General features: G+C 46.7%; 17 protein-coding genes. All 17 read right to left on the bottom strand.

Going from position 1 to position 17175, the window contains the following annotated elements; translation table 11 throughout:
* Positions 1-170 precede the first annotated feature (170 nt).
* Complete coding sequence (locus BK127_RS04005) at positions 171-2156, bottom strand: non-ribosomal peptide synthetase (protein WP_076228704.1); 1986 nt, start codon at positions 2154-2156, stop codon at positions 171-173.
* Positions 2153-3049 carry a hypothetical protein gene (locus BK127_RS04000; RefSeq protein WP_076228703.1) on the bottom strand — a complete coding sequence of 299 codons (897 nt, stop codon included), beginning with the start codon at positions 3047-3049 and terminating at the stop codon, positions 2153-2155. Before BK127_RS04000 ends, BK127_RS04005 begins: the two co-directional genes overlap by 4 nt.
* Positions 3046-3321: an acyl carrier protein gene (locus BK127_RS03995; RefSeq protein ID WP_083689040.1), complete on the bottom strand. Its 276-nt coding sequence runs from the start codon at positions 3319-3321 to the stop codon at positions 3046-3048. The genes BK127_RS04000 and BK127_RS03995 overlap by 4 nt, the downstream gene beginning before the upstream one ends.
* 54 nt (positions 3322-3375) lie before the next feature.
* Positions 3376-4374, bottom strand: coding sequence for a phosphotransferase enzyme family protein (locus BK127_RS03990; RefSeq protein WP_076228702.1), 999 nt, complete (start codon positions 4372-4374; stop codon positions 3376-3378).
* A 1-nt stretch (position 4375) separates the two neighbouring features.
* Positions 4376-5410, bottom strand: a complete 1035-nt coding sequence (locus BK127_RS03985) for a hypothetical protein (protein ID WP_076228701.1) — start codon at positions 5408-5410, stop codon at positions 4376-4378.
* Positions 5411-5422: 12 nt separating this feature from the next.
* The gene (locus tag BK127_RS03980; RefSeq protein ID WP_179097377.1) at positions 5423-6415 is read right to left on the bottom strand and encodes a hypothetical protein; all 993 of its coding nucleotides are present in this window, start codon (positions 6413-6415) and stop codon (positions 5423-5425) included.
* 47 nt (positions 6416-6462) lie between these two features.
* A complete protein-coding gene (locus BK127_RS03975) occupies positions 6463-7536 on the bottom strand; it encodes an LLM class flavin-dependent oxidoreductase (RefSeq protein WP_076228699.1) in 1074 nt (357 codons plus the stop codon).
* On the bottom strand, positions 7533-7757 hold the full coding sequence (locus tag BK127_RS03970) for a phosphopantetheine-binding protein (protein WP_256711173.1): 225 nt from the start codon (positions 7755-7757) through the stop codon (positions 7533-7535). The genes BK127_RS03975 and BK127_RS03970 overlap by 4 nt, the downstream gene beginning before the upstream one ends.
* Positions 7758-7814: 57 nt before the next feature.
* On the bottom strand, positions 7815-9080 hold the full coding sequence (locus tag BK127_RS03965; RefSeq protein WP_076228697.1) for a UDP-glucose dehydrogenase family protein: 1266 nt from the start codon (positions 9078-9080) through the stop codon (positions 7815-7817).
* The gene (locus tag BK127_RS03960) at positions 9077-10171 is read right to left on the bottom strand and encodes an NAD-dependent epimerase/dehydratase family protein (RefSeq protein ID WP_076228696.1); all 1095 of its coding nucleotides are present in this window, start codon (positions 10169-10171) and stop codon (positions 9077-9079) included. The genes BK127_RS03965 and BK127_RS03960 overlap by 4 nt, the downstream gene beginning before the upstream one ends.
* On the bottom strand, positions 10171-10980 hold the full coding sequence (gene rfbF / locus BK127_RS03955; RefSeq protein ID WP_076228695.1) for a glucose-1-phosphate cytidylyltransferase: 810 nt from the start codon (positions 10978-10980) through the stop codon (positions 10171-10173). The genes BK127_RS03960 and rfbF overlap by 1 nt, the downstream gene beginning before the upstream one ends.
* 40 nt (positions 10981-11020) lie before the next feature.
* A complete protein-coding gene (locus tag BK127_RS03950; RefSeq protein WP_076228694.1) occupies positions 11021-11821 on the bottom strand; it encodes an ABC transporter permease in 801 nt (266 codons plus the stop codon).
* Between the two features lie 9 nt (positions 11822-11830).
* On the bottom strand, positions 11831-12634 hold the full coding sequence (locus tag BK127_RS03945; protein WP_179097375.1) for an ABC transporter permease: 804 nt from the start codon (positions 12632-12634) through the stop codon (positions 11831-11833).
* Positions 12615-13622 (bottom strand): ABC transporter ATP-binding protein, encoded by a 1008-nt coding sequence (locus tag BK127_RS03940; protein WP_076228692.1) that lies wholly within the window; start codon positions 13620-13622, stop codon positions 12615-12617. Before BK127_RS03940 ends, BK127_RS03945 begins: the two co-directional genes overlap by 20 nt.
* 79 nt (positions 13623-13701) lie before the next feature.
* The gene (locus BK127_RS03935; RefSeq protein ID WP_076228691.1) at positions 13702-14895 is read right to left on the bottom strand and encodes a radical SAM/SPASM domain-containing protein; all 1194 of its coding nucleotides are present in this window, start codon (positions 14893-14895) and stop codon (positions 13702-13704) included.
* Between the two features lie 23 nt (positions 14896-14918).
* A complete protein-coding gene (locus BK127_RS03930; RefSeq protein WP_076228690.1) occupies positions 14919-16025 on the bottom strand; it encodes a radical SAM protein in 1107 nt (368 codons plus the stop codon).
* Positions 16015-17175: a glycosyltransferase gene (locus BK127_RS03925; protein ID WP_076228689.1), complete on the bottom strand. Its 1161-nt coding sequence runs from the start codon at positions 17173-17175 to the stop codon at positions 16015-16017. Before BK127_RS03925 ends, BK127_RS03930 begins: the two co-directional genes overlap by 11 nt.

Below are 17175 nucleotides of genomic sequence, written 5' to 3'. Positions count from 1 at the left end.
GGTCATGGTAGTCAATTATTTGAGTAGTTAGCTTAAAGATTAAATTAATTATAGTCCATATTAATTTTAAGCACAATATATCAATTTAATAAGCTGTTCAAATAAATACGATGAATGGACAAACCTAAATAAAGGATAACCACAAGGCTATCCTCCAAACGTACAAACTATCACTTTCCTATCATTTCAACTAATGCCTGCTTGTTGATCTTGCCACTCAGATTTACAGGGAATTGAGCAATCTCTATGAATTTGCTGGGAAGAATGCCTGGGAAAATGTACTGCATTAAATGTTCTCTGAGCTGTGTGGTGGTGACAGGCTCCGTTGTCGTATAGTAGGCGAATAATTTTCTGTTACTGCCACTATTACCTATACCCAGCACACAGGCATCATGAATAGAGGAATGCGTCATCAGGTGCTTGCGAATGGTTTCGGGGTGCACCAGAATACCGTTGATTTTAAGCTGATCATCGATTCTGCCGCCATAATCGACTCTTCCATCCTCCAGCCATCTTCCCATGTCTCCTGTTCGGTACAGAAGTTGACCGGATTCATACGGATTCACGATGAACCTCTCTTGAGTCAGCTTCTCGCGGTTCAGGTACCCTACAGCCAATCCGTCTCCTGTTATGCAAATTTCTCCCCATACGCCAACCGGGCAAAGCTGCAGCCCCCGATTCAACACATAGATCCTCGTATTGGCAATCGGCCTGCCCAAAGTCACTCTATCTTCCTCAACATCCGAGGCCAGAGCGTCCACTGTTGCCTCTGTCGGCCCGTAATGATTGTATAGCTTATAACCCCTTTGAATGATGCGGTCCTTAAGCTCCCGTTCCAAAATATCTCCACCTGTAATGACGACTCGAACGCTTTCCAGTTGATCATCGTCTGCAATCAGTGGCAGCAAGGTAGGCACGAGCGGTAAGATGTGCACCTGGTGCTTATCGATAAAATTGCGAAAAGCTGCCTTATGGAGCAGCAATTCGCTTCTTATAAGAATCACGGTTCCACCGTTAAGTAAAGGTCCGAATATCGATTCCACCGAAGCGTCAAAGGTCAGGTTGGCGGACTGAAGCGTTCGAGTATTACTCGCGATGTGGTATTTCGTACCTAACCAGCAGCAGAAGTTAACGACTCCCTGATGCCCTACCATGACTCCTTTGGGGGTGCCTGTCGTTCCTGAGGTGTAGATTACATAAGCCAGATCAGTGGCGAAGCCTTTCGCTAAAAGGTTGGGTTCATTACTATTTTCAATTTCATAAGACAACGGATCGTAAGGATTAAGCAGCTCGACACCGATAGAATTGGACAAGGATTGCGTCACAGCGATGCAGGCTCCACTATCTGCCAATATCATACGGGTAAGTGCTTCTGGTGACCGAACGTCAATAGGCAAATACGCTGCACCCGATTTCAATATCGCCAGCAGCCCAATGATCATCTCCAACGTACGATCTGCTGTAATGGCCACAATGCTGCCCCGTCCTGCCCCCCTACTTCGGAGCTTAATTGCCAATTGTGTCGATTTCCGATCCAGCTCCGCATAGCTGATGCTCTCTTTGTTGCATACCACCGCAATCTGTTCAGGATAAGCAGCCGCCTGCATCCCAAAACGACTGTGAATCGTTTGATCCTTCTCATAATCAGTTCGAGTTTGATTAAAAGCATAGAGCAGCTGTAAACGCTCTTCGGGCCCAACCATTTCTATATCCTTAATGGGTGTCTCTTCATCACGAAGCAGGGCTTCATAAACCTTTATCAAATGCCCCTTAAAACGATCAGCTGATATTTCGCTATGCAAATGCCAGTTCTGCTGCCTATCGATGTCCATGATGATCTCAAGCTCACTCTTCCAGGGAACCTCCAATTCTGAAACCGAGAAAGCTTCGGTGTTCCGTGCGAAAGTAATAGATACACCACTTGCTGCTTCATAGGGAGCTAGAAGTTCACGCAGCTTTTCTTTCCACTCCATGAACGTATCCTCTATACAAACCGGTATGTCTATACTTATGATAGTCTCTCCTGCAAACCCTGTGTTTTTACAGGTCCATACAGGCATGTCATGTGTTGTGTTGATGAACAGCTGAAGCTGATCGGGATCATGATATTTCATCAGCACAATACCCCAAGCCATATGTAAATAAGAGAATATCATCGCAATCCCCCTCCTTGTTGATAGACAGAGGTAAGCTTTCCCTTAAATTGAATCACTGCATCCGCTAAGACTTGATCTCCCTCGGCATGCTTAACGAGCCGCTCCTCCAGTCGACCCCAGACCTTGTCTACGGGAAGCAGCAAACCTTTCAATGCGAGATTGACTGTTGCTCGCCAGCCATCCATATAACTTGACACTGCCTGACGGATAGCAACCATCTCATCGTTAGGGCCGGGTGGAAGTGGGGTCACATCAAATATGCGGATCAAACCACTTAACCGATGCTGCATATGTCGGGTTCCTTTGAGAATTTCGCACTTGCGGATCGGAGGCAAATCCGAAGCGATCAGTTGGTTGGCGAAGGAACCGAGGTGAAAAGTATCCGACTGCAGCATCCGGCCCGTATACATCAGTGCCTGCTCCTCCGAAATCTCGCTGCACCTCGGCTCAAGAGCTTGATAAGGCAGTTTCATCACTTCATGCGCCTGTCGCAAAGCTTTGCCAGCCATCGCACCCTGGAAGGCGGGATGATCATCGTAAATTCGGTACTCACCATTGGGCAGCAGCTGCTGCACCCATATGTAATGTCCGGCATGCTCTTGACCGTAAAAAACCTTGGCATGTGGCAAATAAAATAAATCACAGGGAAGAAGTACCTGAAGGCCGCTCCGCAGCACGTCGTCGATCCAACCGCTATTGTACTGCCGTCGAATCCCATACAGCTCAAACAGCTGCCGCTCCGTCGCCAATACACGCGTCAAGTCAAAATCCACATCTACTTCCGACCATTCAGGCACAAAAGCCCATCGATCAATCATCGCTGCATAAGCATGCACCTGCGGATATAAAGCCAGCAGCTTATCGATATAGCAATCCACCCATTGCTGCTTCATGGCTCCAAAGAATCCACGTCTAGTTTGGCGCAGATCCGATCAACCATATTCCGCACAGTGGCAAAATTTTCGAATAATAGCTCTTCATCATCAAAAACAATCTCAAATCTCGTTTCAAATTCAATGACAAGGTTCATGGAATTAAATGAATCCATCCCGAGACTGGCCAGATCCTTATCCAAAGTCAGAGCTTCATCCGTTTGCAACACCTCCTGCACCTTGCTGCAGACGAAATCCATAACCGAGTCCTTGTTTACAATCGTTTGGCTCATTCTATGATCCCTCTCTTTTCCTATAGCAATTATATGCTCAATACTATTTTACATTTATATCCAGTTAGTATAATCAAGCTCAATACCACCAAACAGTTTACCCATGCTGAGATCTGTTCGATACCGATTTAATGTCCATCTTTGCATCGTATTGCGATTCATTCCCTCCCACTTGCGCAGAAACGTAGTATACAATAGCAGATGGCGCAGCAGCATCCAATCCGGTGCGCTTTGTACCAGTGCCTTGCTTACGGTTTGATGGTGAGAATAGCCCTCTAATACATGATGCATAAACAGTTTGGCAAACGACGCTTTATCTGCTGTAGAGCGATCACCATCGATAGCGTAATACATGGCGACAGCGATATCACTGGCATAATGATGATAGACCATCCCATCAAAGTCAAAAACGATCATCCTACCCTTATGAACATGAAAGTTGCGATGATGCAGATCATTATGGATCAATCCAAACTGGTCCGGGTGCTCAGGAAGCTGCTTAAGGCTTAACAGGCAGGGGTTCAAGGCTTTGCCAAGCAACGGATCAGCAGCAACCTTCAACAACGCAGCATGATATAATTCATCCTCATCCCATCGATGCCGTTTCCACTCCGGTCTAGACGGTTTATACTGTGAGGTAACCTGATGCAGCTTACCTAGCAGTTGACCCCACTGCTGGAACAACTCCGGTCCCCATACCTCCGGATTAGCGGGCTGCCCTTCAACCCATTCCATTGCGTATGCCCAATAACCATCCTTTGAATGATCACCGATTGACTCTACATAGCTGCCGTTTAACGAAACAATCGCCCTTGCCACGGATACGCCATGGTCCGCCGCAAAGTGAACAAAATCGATTTCCCCCAGAATTTCAGCTTCTGTCCGGTGCTGCCGGTCTATGATTTTGAGTACATACCGTTTTCCTCGATCAGCCCAAACGTATACGCTGCTCTCAAAGCTTTCCAATGGTATAAACCGGGTATTCGCCTCAGTGAACCTGCTGCCGGCATCAAGTATCACTTTCGCGTCGATTTGGTTGGTGGTAGTCCTCATATCAGTTCGCGTTCTCCAGATGGTCGAGCAGCTGTTCCAGAAAATCCTTCTCGTAGGCTTTAAGCTCTTCAATCCCATGAATCGCTCTGGCGATATTGCGTGGGTCCTGCACAATGCGCTGCTTGACACAAAGCTGGTGAACGATCATCGTTTTTCTTAATACCTGCTCCGCCATTGTGATGAACCTGTCATCGGTCATATAATAGTTGGCAAATAAATATTTCATTCTCTCTATCATCAGTTTTTTATGATTCACCAATGTTTGCAAAGCTTTCATGTGGATGATCGGTTTGTCGCTATCGCGTTCCAACTCCAGAAACTGGATCAGTAAATCATAGGCTCTTAAGCCGAACCAGAAATCGATTCGCTTGGGATTCCTTTCCGTTACCGGCTTGGATAACAGGTGCTCTTCCAACGATCTTATAATTAATTTGATGTCAAATTCGAATATGGGCGTGTTCAGAGCCTGATACGGAAACTGGATAATTTCCAGTGTTTGGCTGGCACGCTGAGTTACCGGACCCGCATGGGCAAGCGCTTCTTGAAAGAGCTCAAAGCTGAGTGTCCGGTTTGTGGTAAAGACAGGTGGATCGCCAAAAAATCCGGCAATTCGGAACAGTCTTTGCTCCCAATCATACCCATGTACCAATACATGATGGACAAGATGGTATTTAAGATAAGCATGCATGCCAGGAATATAAAATTCATCCAGCGCGATCGCCAAATACTGCTGCTTGTTCAGACATTCCACGAACAATTCGATACTGTCAGTGAACCATGACCGCAACTGATCGGTGTGTAATTTGGAGACATAAGTGTACGGCAGGCTGTGAAAATGAGAGGAAGTAGCAAGGTGAATGAAATTGCCCTTATCAAAATGCGGAACGCCGAATATATGGATATAATTGGTAACTATCCACGGCAGCGATTTGTCCTTGCGTGTCAGAATGATGGCTTGAGAAAATGCGTGAAACGAATGCACATCGATAATAGGAACCTCCAGTGGGAGGTTAACCACACGGTTATCTGTTATCATCGCGATCTCCTTTCATTGGACAGCTCTGTCCATAAAGTCCTCCAGCCATTTTTCATGTGTCTGAAGCAGCGACATATATCGTTCCTGGAGCCGCTGCAGCTTATGCGGCTGTATGGACAATCCGATTTTGTACAGCTGGTATAAACTTTTTTTCCATTCATTGCGGTTGTTATGAAGCTGTATCAGCATCCCTTCCAAATCTCCGACTCGGTCCCTATGCTTCCCGATAAATTGTTCGAAGTAATCCAATTGATGCATGATGCCACCGATTCGCAGGCAGTAATACATGTTTTTGCAAGTGTCCGTAAACTCCATAGGCTTCATGTCAATCAGTCGTGACCAATCAGCCACATAGGCTCTATAGGCCTCCAGCCCTTGATAACGTCCTTCAGGCAAATGATGTCTGTGATTAAAGCGCTTGATGCTCGCGATTGCCCTGTGATACCGTTCATCGGCATCCAAGGCAGGTTTTTGAAAAGGATCGACCTCAAACCAGGTGTATCCCCATACTCCAGCAAGCAGCTGCGACAGCGATAACGGACCTGTGTAGGATAACGTTTGTCCGGAACCATCCAGAAAGGAGGTATCCGCCACCTGTGCGACTTGATTGACTTCGTCGATTCCAAATAAAAGTAAAATATGATTACGCTCAACACCATCACGAAAAACAGCATGATAATCCAAATAAGGACTGCGCATAAAAATCAGGATTACCCGATTTTCCTGTAAAATCTCACGAAAGATGTCCAGCACCGCAACCCCGACCTCAAACGTAAATTGGGCACACAGCCCGTAGCAAGTGGCAAACTGGCGGAGGATCGTCTCCTGAGATGCAAGCCACATCGTGCTCAAATTCCCATTGTATTCGAGATTCATGCCGTCGCTTTGAAAATAAATGTCTGCCTCCGCTACCTCCATGTCCAATTCGGGACGTTCTCTGATCAACAAGTGACGCAATCCCGAAAACAAGCAGTGATGTCCGGACTGAATTGTAAAATCATTCACAATGCACATTGACATGCTGGCTTAACGACTCCTTCCACCCTTTACGCTCACTTAATGACATTGCCGACTGTTAGATGCTTGGATTGGATGGGAAGGACAACATGCGTACTGATCCGCTCCAGCTCCTGCGTGCTGATCAAGCCTGATAGTATAAAATAATTCACGCCAATCGTATGAAATCGGCTAATGGTGTGCCGTACCTCCTCGTAAGATCCGACAATGGAAAAGCCATTCGAAGTATTCAGCTGTGACAAACCTGGCCATAGCGTGGACGAAGGACTCCCTTCTGCTTGTGCATGTTTGGATTGCGAATAATAATTATGATATTTGGAAATACCGACCGAGTCACTGTTGTTGCGAAACAGACGGTTCATCCTTTTTTCAAACGGGCTGGCACTCTCCAGAAAATGATAGGCAGCCTCCCACGCTTCTTCCGTCGTTTCCCGCGCAATAATATCGATCATGATTCCACAATGGGGATTTGGATTCAGATTCGTACGAAGCTCAGGTAACCATTCACGAAAGCTTGTAAAATGCTGCTCAATCTCGTTGAGCTCATGCCCAAATACCAGATAACCATCAGCAAATTCAGCCGCAATAGCCATCGCTTCCTGCGAGCTGCCAGCCATGAACAGCCTGCCAGTCGGTACGTCCCGTTTAGGAAATAGCTCCGCATTTTGCACATCGAAGCAGTCTCCATGATAGTGAGTAATCCCGCCCTGCTGCAAACGGAGGTAAAGATCGATGAATTCTTTGGTTCGCTTATAACGTGAGGCGTGGTCACCGGCCCGGGTCATCTTTCCAAGCTCGACCTGCGAGCTGCCTGTTACAACATTCAAATCAATGCGTCCAGCTGAAATCAAGCTTAATGTGTTAAAAGCTTTGGCAGTCGTCGTTGGCAGGCAATAGCTCGTGTTCTGCGCAACGAGAATACGGATTTGCTCTGTTTCCTGCGTTAACACCGTAGCCATAATCCAGGGGTCCATATAAGAGTTGGCGTTAATCAGTAGCACCGATTGAAATCCGCCTGCTTCCGCAAACTGTGTCTGCTGTAGAATCGTCTCCAAATTACCTTCCGGCAGCATCCAGCAAAATTCCATATGCGTCACCCGCCGATTCATTTGATTTGTTGATATTTGCCGACCAGTTCCTGAATTCGGCGAAGCGTGGATACATTCTCAGTTAACAAATCATCATCATCAATTTCGATGCCAAATGCAATTTCCAGCTCGACCACCAATTCAACGACAAGGATCGAGTTCAGATTGTATTCGATCAAATCATCATCAGGTCCAATCGATTCCAGTACTTCACGCCCCTGCTTAAGCACCCGCTCCAATATATCCAGAAGCTCTGTATCGTGAGTTGTCCTTGGTATGGTTATGGTTAAACACCTCTCTTATAAATAATGCCGCCCATCGATGATCTTTTTGCCTTGATACAGGTTTTGCTTATCTTTAAAATCCCTCCATGCCGTAACAATAGTAAGTACCTCGCTGCGATTCACAACCTCCTCTACAGAGTCCGCATACATAATGGGTAATTCGTAGGCGTTGTGGAAATTTTCCATGGCCATTGGATCATAAGCTACAATCCGACTATAGCCGCGGTCCAGCAGCAGTCTAATAATATCTCTGGATACCGCACCTCGGACATCATCGCTTTCCGGTTTGAACGACAATCCAAGGATGCCAATCGTACCCTCAGGCTGGACGGACGCAGCAATTTGCTCGACAATATGCCTTTTAATATCCTCATTGACCTGCAGCACCGCTTTCAGCATCACAGCCTCATGTCCGTAATGGCCTGCATGTGCATATAAGGATAACGTGTCCTTGGGCAAACAATAACCGCCAAAACCGCAGCCAGGAAATACGTAGTCTGTCATTTTTGCGGGATGTCCCTGCCATCTCTTGTCTTCATGGAGCAGGTGAAACACCTGTGTGATATCTATATGGCCAACCCGGGCTGCGATCATCGACAATTCGTTAGCAAAGCTGATCATGGTAGCCAGCAGTGAATTAGAGGCATATTTGACAAATTCGGCGGTATGCGCGGATACACAATGGATGGGAACTCCAAAATTCGCATAAAGCTCACGTACCCGCTGTGCTCCTATAGGATCAACCTCTCCAATGATAATACGATCAGGTTGCACAAAATCATTCCATGCCGAGCCCTCACGCAGAAATTCCGGGTTATGAGCCAAACCTATATTTACCCCGATCCGGTAGCCCCGATTTTCCAAAAGCAATTGGACAACATCCGTTGTCGTGGACGCTGGAACAGTCGATTTGATCACGATAACAGGGTAAGGCTTGGGCTGCGATAGCTGCTCCAAGGCATCCAGATATGCACTGACAGCACGCTGCAGATCACCCAAATCGGTTTCGCCACTCAATGAACTGGGCGTTCCTACACATATAAAAATGGTATCGGCTTGAGCTACAGCCTCTGCCAGCGTATCGCATACGATAAATCGGTCTCCGCCGTAGCGCTCCAGCTGTTCCTGAAGGTGCGGCTCATGAAAAGAAATCCGCTTGCCCTTGTACAACTCCCGCTTACGCTCATCCGCATCATAAGCAAATACTTGCTGACCTGAACGATGAGCCAGCCCCAACCCCGTCGTAAGTCCAACAAATCCCAAGCCCATAACCGCAATCATGAATGAACCTCTTCTCTTTCTTGGGCCAGAAAGGACAAATACCGTCTTACTCCCTGCTCGACATCGATTCCAGGCTGAAAGCCAAGCAGTTGTCTCGCCTTGGATATATCGGGACATCTGCGTGACGGATTGCCGGTTAAATAATCCTTTTCCTCCGATGGCTGATAGCGGATTGCACCTGAGTAGCCCCACAGCTCCAACGCCTGTTCGCGAAAAATGCTTGCCAGCTGCAGCACCGTAATTTCCGGTCGATCCATCCCGATATTGAAGCAGTCGAATTGTTCGTAGGTCAATACCTTAATGTAACCGGCAATCGCATCAGCAATATAACAAAAGGTACGGGTAGGCGTCCCATCTGAATGGATCACCAAATCCTCATGTGACAGCACTGCCTGGGCGAAATCCGCAGGTACTCTTTTATCCCCAACCGCCATACCCGGTCCGAAGTTATTGAACGGTCTGACGATCCGTATTGGCATCTGGTACGTCTGATGATACACATAACACAACGTTTCACCCATACGCTTCGACTCGTCGTAGCAGGCACGCGGACCGAGTGAACTCACGTTGCCCAGATAGGTTTCCGCGGTTGGAATGCTTTCCTGCACAGGATCACCATACACCTCACTGCTGGAGAAAAATAACAATCCGTCCAGTGGCCGATGCCGGTAAAATTCCAACAGATTGTTCAATCCCAGCACATTCGCATGAATCGTTTCAATCGGAAACTGGCGATAATAGGTAGGAGATGCGATAGACGCCATATGAATGACATAGTCCGCCCGATGTGCTGCAGGTATCGAGTCCAGCTTATCAACGGCAATATCAAAGCTGTATACCTCGATATCGGCTTCATTACGAGAAAGCTCCTCCAGCCATGATGGTCTGCCCGAACGGAACGTATCCAGCAGGATAAGTGATCGATATTGGATTCCCTGTTGTTTCAAGTAGACGAAGTACTGCGTTAAATAAAAGCCGATAAATCCACCGCAGCCGGTGATCACAATCGTTTTCCCTGCAAATCGGCCCGCTTTCTCTGTTTGCCCAAATATATAAGCCAGATCCTCAAGCATAATATCGTTTCCGGTCATCAAAGGCACCGCTCCTTTTCAGCATTCTGATCTCCAGCTATACGACTGGTTTTCCAAGGCACATTACCGGAAGCCCACAAGCTTTCCAAATGCTGTTTATCTCTCATCGTGTCCATGCACTCCCAGAAGCCGGTATGCCGATAAGCCATCAATTGCCCATCTTCAGCCAAGCGAGTCAACACATCGCTCTCCAGCACTTCTTCATCGCTGCTCAAATAATCAAGCACACCCGGCTCAAATACAAAAAAACCGCCATTAATCCAGCTCTCTGTATCCAGCTTTTCCTTAAAGCGCACGACCTGATCTCCCTGCAGATCAACGGTACCAAATCGCGCTCGCGGCCGTACCAGTGTCAAGGTTGCCAGTCTGCCATGCGAACGGTGGAAATCCATCAGACGCGTCATATCCACATCACTCACGCCATCACCGTACGTCACCATAAAGGTCTCCTTGTTCAACTGATCCCTTAACCGATACAAGCGTCCACCCGTCATGCTGTGAAGTCCAGTATCCACGAGGTGAACAATCCAATCTCTTTCCGGTCGCTTGCTGACCTCAACGGCAGAGCTGGACATATGGATCGAAAAATCATTTTGCAAATACACATAATTCAAAAAATACTGCTTGATCACCTCAGCCTTGTAGCCTAGTGCGACGATAAATTCCTTGAATCCATAAGCTGCATACCCCTGCATGATGTGGCATAAAATCGGCAAACCCCCGATCTCTACCATCGGCTTGGGCTTAAGCACGGTTTCTTCCCCCAATCGGGTACCCAGGCCACCTGCGAATAATACGATTTTGGTCATTATGGGTCCACCCCGCTTCTTCTATCAGATAAATCGGACATTAACCGCTTGCACTGGTATAACTACGAATGGCCACGTTCCAGAGCTTACGGGAAATGAACAAAAACACAATCGGAGCCGCGATAAACCAAACCATATAGGAGATATCCAGCTTATCCATGGCATACAAGGGTGAAAAGTTGGTGATGATAAACACCGGAAACAGGAACATCCCCGCCTGTTGGATCGAACGTCCGTAGATGTTCATCGGTACATGATTCATATCCCAAATGGCCGTCGACATCTGATTAACCGCGTTGGTATTGACCGTCCAGAACGAAATCAGTGAGGGAATCAGGAAAATCGCGTATTTGAGCACCACACCCACGAATATAAAAGCGATAAACCCGAACACCTTAACAGGCGTTACCGGAATCCCCATTCGGCTCCAGCCGATCACGATCATCGCTATGCCGGCCACCACATTTGTAAACGAGTACCCGAAATCGATTCTTCGCAGCGTAGCAATGAATTGCAGCGAGACCGGCTTGGTGATCAGCATATCCAGCGTACCGTCGCGAATATGGTTGCTCAGCATCATAAAATTGGAATAAAAGAATAAGCAGTAGAACCCGGTCATCATCGTAAATGAGCCTACATACATCAGCAGCGCGTCCGGGGTGTACCCATTAATGACGACGCCTACCCGGAACGCAACCAGCACATAAATCAGCTTGATACACAAATAAGCAATCTCGATCGTATTGGCGAACAGGAAATTGATCCGATATTCCATCTGTGCAATAAAGCAATTTTTTACGAAAATCAGGTAGATGTACCCGTATTTTTTCAACATTTTCATGAGTCAGGTCTACCCTCCTACGGCAACATACTTTTTCATTCCAGTGTTCCACAGAATACTCGATAACAGTGCAAATACAGTGATCCACATGATCTGCATGACCAACCCTTGACCGATCTGCTCCATGGAAAGCTTGCCGCTCAGCAGTTGAATCGGAAAATACACCACATAATTGAATGGCAGCATCAGCAATATCTTTTGCATGCCCGGACTGTACACATCAAGCGGAAATAGTCCTCCGCTCGCAATCGTAGCCAGCAACCCGAAGGTTTTGAACGCTCCGTTGGATTCGATAAACCAGAACGCTATCGCACTCAGACTGTAATAAATAAAAAAATTCAGCAGCAGCGAAAAGGGTACCACGCAGAAGAACAGCAGTACCTGCTGACTGTGGACCGGGAACCCGAGCCACAAATTCAATACCCATACCACCACCATCGAAATCGATAAGATCGCCAGCATTTCAATCGATTTCTCGCCCAGAAAGCAGCAGATCCGATAAGCAAAATAGCCAATGGGCTTAATCAAATATTTGTTCAAGCCGCCATCCTTGATATCCCGCGCAATTTCGAACTGAAAGCCAGTCCCGATCAGCTTGGTCATCAATATCGCAAGAATAGAGTAAGCAATCAACTGATTGTAGGAATAACCGAACACCATCGATTGATTAGAGCTTGCGAACACCGCTTTCCAAAAGAAAAATTGAATAATAATCGGGAATATGCAACTGAACAGGCTCAGGAAAAAGTTTGTGCGGTATTCCAGAACCTTTTGAACACCGAGCGAAAAGCTCTTAAGATATTTGCTCGGCATGAGCATGCTGTTCACCGCCTCTTTGATACAGGATCGCAATACCGTCTTCAATCGGAATGTCCTCAATAGTAAAATCGACAACAGGCAGATGATCGAGCACCCAGCGTGACAATCGCTTAATATCGTGCTTTTCGAACTCGATTGTGACGAGCAGGTCCTTGACCTCCTTCACATTACCGACCTGCTGAAGCGTTTGGGCATCAACGGGATGGGACAGCACCAGCTTCATAATTTTTTTGTGCCCGAGAATATTGTTCACTTCGTTCAGGCTGCCATCAAAAATCACTTTACCGTGGTTAATAATAATCGTTCGTTTGCACAAATCCTCAATATCATTCATGTAATGGCTGGTCAGTAAAATGGTTGTTTTCTGGTCCTGATTGTAATATTTGAAAAACTCCCTGATCTTGCGCTGCGACAAAATATCGAGACCTATCGTCGGTTCATCAAGAAACAGCACCTTTGGTTTGTGAATCAGAGCAGCTATCAGTTCCATCTTCATGCGTTCACCGAGTGACAATCTGCGTACCTGCACCTTTAACAAATGCTGAACATCGAGCAGCTCCGAAAGCTCGCCCAATGTGTCGTTGTATTGCTTGTCATCCACTTCATAAATGCATTTGTTCAAATAAAGAGATTCGTTGGCTGGCAAATCCCACCACAGCTGGTTTTTCTGACCCATAACAATCGAAAACTGCCGTTTAAAATCATTTTTGCGCTCCCAAGGCGTATACCCAAGTACAGTTGCATTACCACCGCCCGGATACAAAATACCAGAAAGCATTTTCAGTGTAGTTGTCTTGCCCGCTCCATTAGGTCCGAGAAAACCGACAACCTCGCCTTCTTCGATTCCGAACGAAATATTGGAAACGGCATCCTTGATCAGCTTTTCTCTCCGAAACAGGTTGCTGAACGAGCTTTTCAAGCCCAATTCCTTATTGTAATAGCTGAATGATTTGGACAGCCCGTTCACTTCAATAATCATCATCAGGTCTCCTTTAGCTTGGTGAGTACTCCCCGTAGGAAGAGATTTTTAAATTAATCTCATTAATTATTATCAACATAAATTAAATATGCTTTAACGAGGAGACTCCATGTAAATACAATACATTGCATTTGGAGCAAGCTGGTGTAAGTCCCCCACTATTGATCGTTTCACGTATTTTGTCGTAGGCCTCCGAATTCCATATTTCCGTCAAGCTTTGTTCATGCAAATTGCCTACGGAAAACTCGGAGAAAAACTTGCAGGCGGAGATGTTGCCGTTCGGGGTTACATCAATTCTCGTAGCCAGTGCCAGGCAGTCTGTTGCACAGCGGCTTGTCATCTCGTCCCCAGTGACGAAGGCTTTGATTTCATCAAATTCCAATCCTGGCTGATAACGCAGCCGTGTTTCCCACACACGTTCATTCATTTTGTTCAACTGCTCCATCAAGGGGTCCAGATGCTTGGTATCGATTTTATACTTGAAGGCGTGCCAGCTGTTGCGCTGATGCTCATCCAGAGGACGAAGCCAGTCAAAGTGATCGCTAAAATAATTGTCCATTTTCACTGAGGTTTCATTCGAGATATACCACGGGAAAGTAAGCAGCACGAGGTCAATCCCTTTGGCTTCAAAGCTTTCCATCAGATCATACAAATAATAAATATTAGCGTTATTAATAACACTATGAACGGAAATTCGCCCATTGAATAACCCCTTTTCCCGCATCTCCAGCAGCAAATCTATCGTTTCCATCGTTTTCTTGAACGAGCCCTTGCCACGGATCAAATCATGATCAGCTTCAAAGCCCTCCAATGCAATGAGCAGCTCCAAATTCTCGGATATCTCATTGATCGAATCGATAAATTTCTCGGTCAACAGTCCGTTGGTACAAATCGTCGTTTCTCGTGCATCTTCTTTCAGCAGATCGAGGATTTCGGCAAATCGATGATGGAACATGGGCTCACCGCCCCACAAATACAGTCTCGATTGTAATGCCTTGGTATCATCGAGCAGCTGCTTGATGATTTTGATATCGATATCCAGGTTCTGCTCTGCGGTATCCATATGGTGATGATAGCCTGATTCGTTCCATTGATAGCAATGCTTGCAGCGTAAATTGCAACGATTGGTCAGCTTGATCGCCACAAACTCGGGCAGCACTGTTTTGTATTTGGGATTATGAGCCTTCTCACGGATTGGAACTGCGATATTACGGATCGTGCGTTTGAGAATTTCAAAAGACTTTTGATCCATCTTCGTTCTCGTTTTTGGCTGCATCGTCCATCCCTCCAGATAATGAATTAATGGCTCGGTTTTTCGTTGTAATACAGACAGCAGCCCGGGCATATGGAAAAAAGCTGCTTTTTCAAATATTCGCGGTATTCCTTATATTTGGGACCATTCCAAATATCCAATAAACCTTGTTCATTAACGTTGCCGAGCGTCAGATCATAAAAATTATGGCAGGAGGTTACGCCGCCTCTGGCATTGATTTCCGTGCTGATCCAGGGAAATACGCAGCGTTTTTTCATATTGGTAACCTGCTCCCATTTGGCATTAAAATAATGGCGAATATTGTCTTCGCTTATGACCTTGGGGTAAGCATTGAAATAACGGCCGCTGTCCTTGCAAAACTTCTCGATCAGCTTGAGCTGTCTGGCCAAATCCTTGGCATCAATACTGCTGAAGTGCGCAGGACTGCTGATAAAACCTCTGGCAATAGGTGCTGAAGGGACATCGAACTGCTCTTTAAGCACCGTGGCGTAATGCTCATAGCGCTCCTGCGTGACGTACTGCTGAAGCTCTACACTGATGCAGTCAATCATTGACATATCAAGGCTTTGGAAATAAAAACGTTCCAGGTGCTGATGATTAATCGGTGTTACCGCTGTGCTGATCCCGATTTTTGGATAGATCGAGCCTTTGCTTTCACGCACCTCGTACAGCTTACGGATACCCTTCATCGCTTTCTGGAATACGCCCTCTCCCCGCTGTGCATCATTAATTTCCTCCGGACCATCCAGTGAGACCCATACCCGTTCAGGTGCATGTTCAACCAGCATTTCCGCGTGACGCTCCAGCAGGGTGCCATTCGTCGGAAAATGCACGCTGCTATGATGGTACTTAATCGATTCCAAGACTTCGTCGATCCATGGGTAAATTAACGGCTCACCGCCGTATAGCTCATAATAGGGTCTAGCCGGACTGCAATCCTCAATAATTTTTTTGACTACTGCCAGATCCAGCTTCTTCAATTCCGGTTTTTCTTTATAAGCGCCATTATCTCCCCACTCAAAGCACATTTTACATCTCAGGTTGCAGGACTCGAGCAGTTGGAGGAACACCCATTTGGGAATACCGCGATCCAGACCCGGCTGCTGCTGTATCGTTTCGGTTTTAATCAACATGAACGATCCTCCCTTGTTTGTGTAAGTCGTGTGCTTCGATAAGCACCTCCGTATAGCTCGGTGTAATCGACCTTTGCTGAATTAGGTTAAGGTGAAGCTCATGCAAAATCTCCTCGGAGAAGCCGCTTTGCTTCCAATCCTCGTACGAGATACCGAAGCCTTTAAGCGCCCATAGCTCGGCATTGCGCTTTTCATGGGAACCGAACGGTTCCAGCATTATAACGGGAGTTGCCGAAGCTAGAGAGTCCATCAGAGTCCCTGCCCCGGGCTTACTAATGATTGCTTTGGCTTGACGAATAACGTCATAGAGACCATGATGTGATTCCAGATTTGCATACTTGGGTTCTTCCATCGGCTTAATCTCGGCGAATAACGGCAGATCGTGCTCTCCTTTGGGGCCCTTACGCCAAGCTGTCCACGAAGGGGCATTCATGAAATAACGGTCACCCGACCTCGGATCCAACGTCTCCTCCTGCTCGTAAGCAACAATATCGAGCTTGAAGCCAAGCTCCCGAAGCTCGGGAATCTTACCCTGATACGTTCCCATTCCCCAGCCGCCTCCGTGAATCACATAACGGTGATGACGGTCACTTAAGGGGATAACAGCGTCTTCTCCCACAGGAATGAAGCAGGCGATGATGCCGCTCGATGCCTGGTAGAGCCATACGTCGTTGTAGGGCTCATTATATAGCGGGTTAAACTTCTTCAAGCCTTTCCACGATGGAGATAAATCGGAATCCACATAGAGCAAATCGACCTGCAAAACGTGCTTACTCTCGTCCTTACTCCCCTCCTTCAGCTTGGCCCGGTACAGGTCCAGAATGTAGACCCAATGTCCGGATAATGCAATAAAATCACGCCTCCCCTCCTTAGCCCATGCTTCCAATAGTTGATCAACCTGCTCAAAATCGATACTGTCGCGAATATCCTTCGGAATCTTTGTTGCCACCAACGCTAATGCGAAGTTATCATGGTAGGCCTTTTTGCTGTCCAGTATTTTATCCTGCTTATCCTGCTGTACAAAGCTTTCAAACACCAATACCTCCGTTGCGATCTGCTTCTGCCTTAATTGATAGCTGACGATTAATCCCGGGTTATAAAAGCCGAGACCAAAACCGGAGCAAAGAATGGTTACGAGCGTTTGCTTCAA

Source organism: Paenibacillus sp. FSL H7-0331, assembly GCF_001956045.1.
Note: the sequence above shows the minus strand (reverse complement) of the source record. Positions and strands in the feature narration are given on the sequence as shown.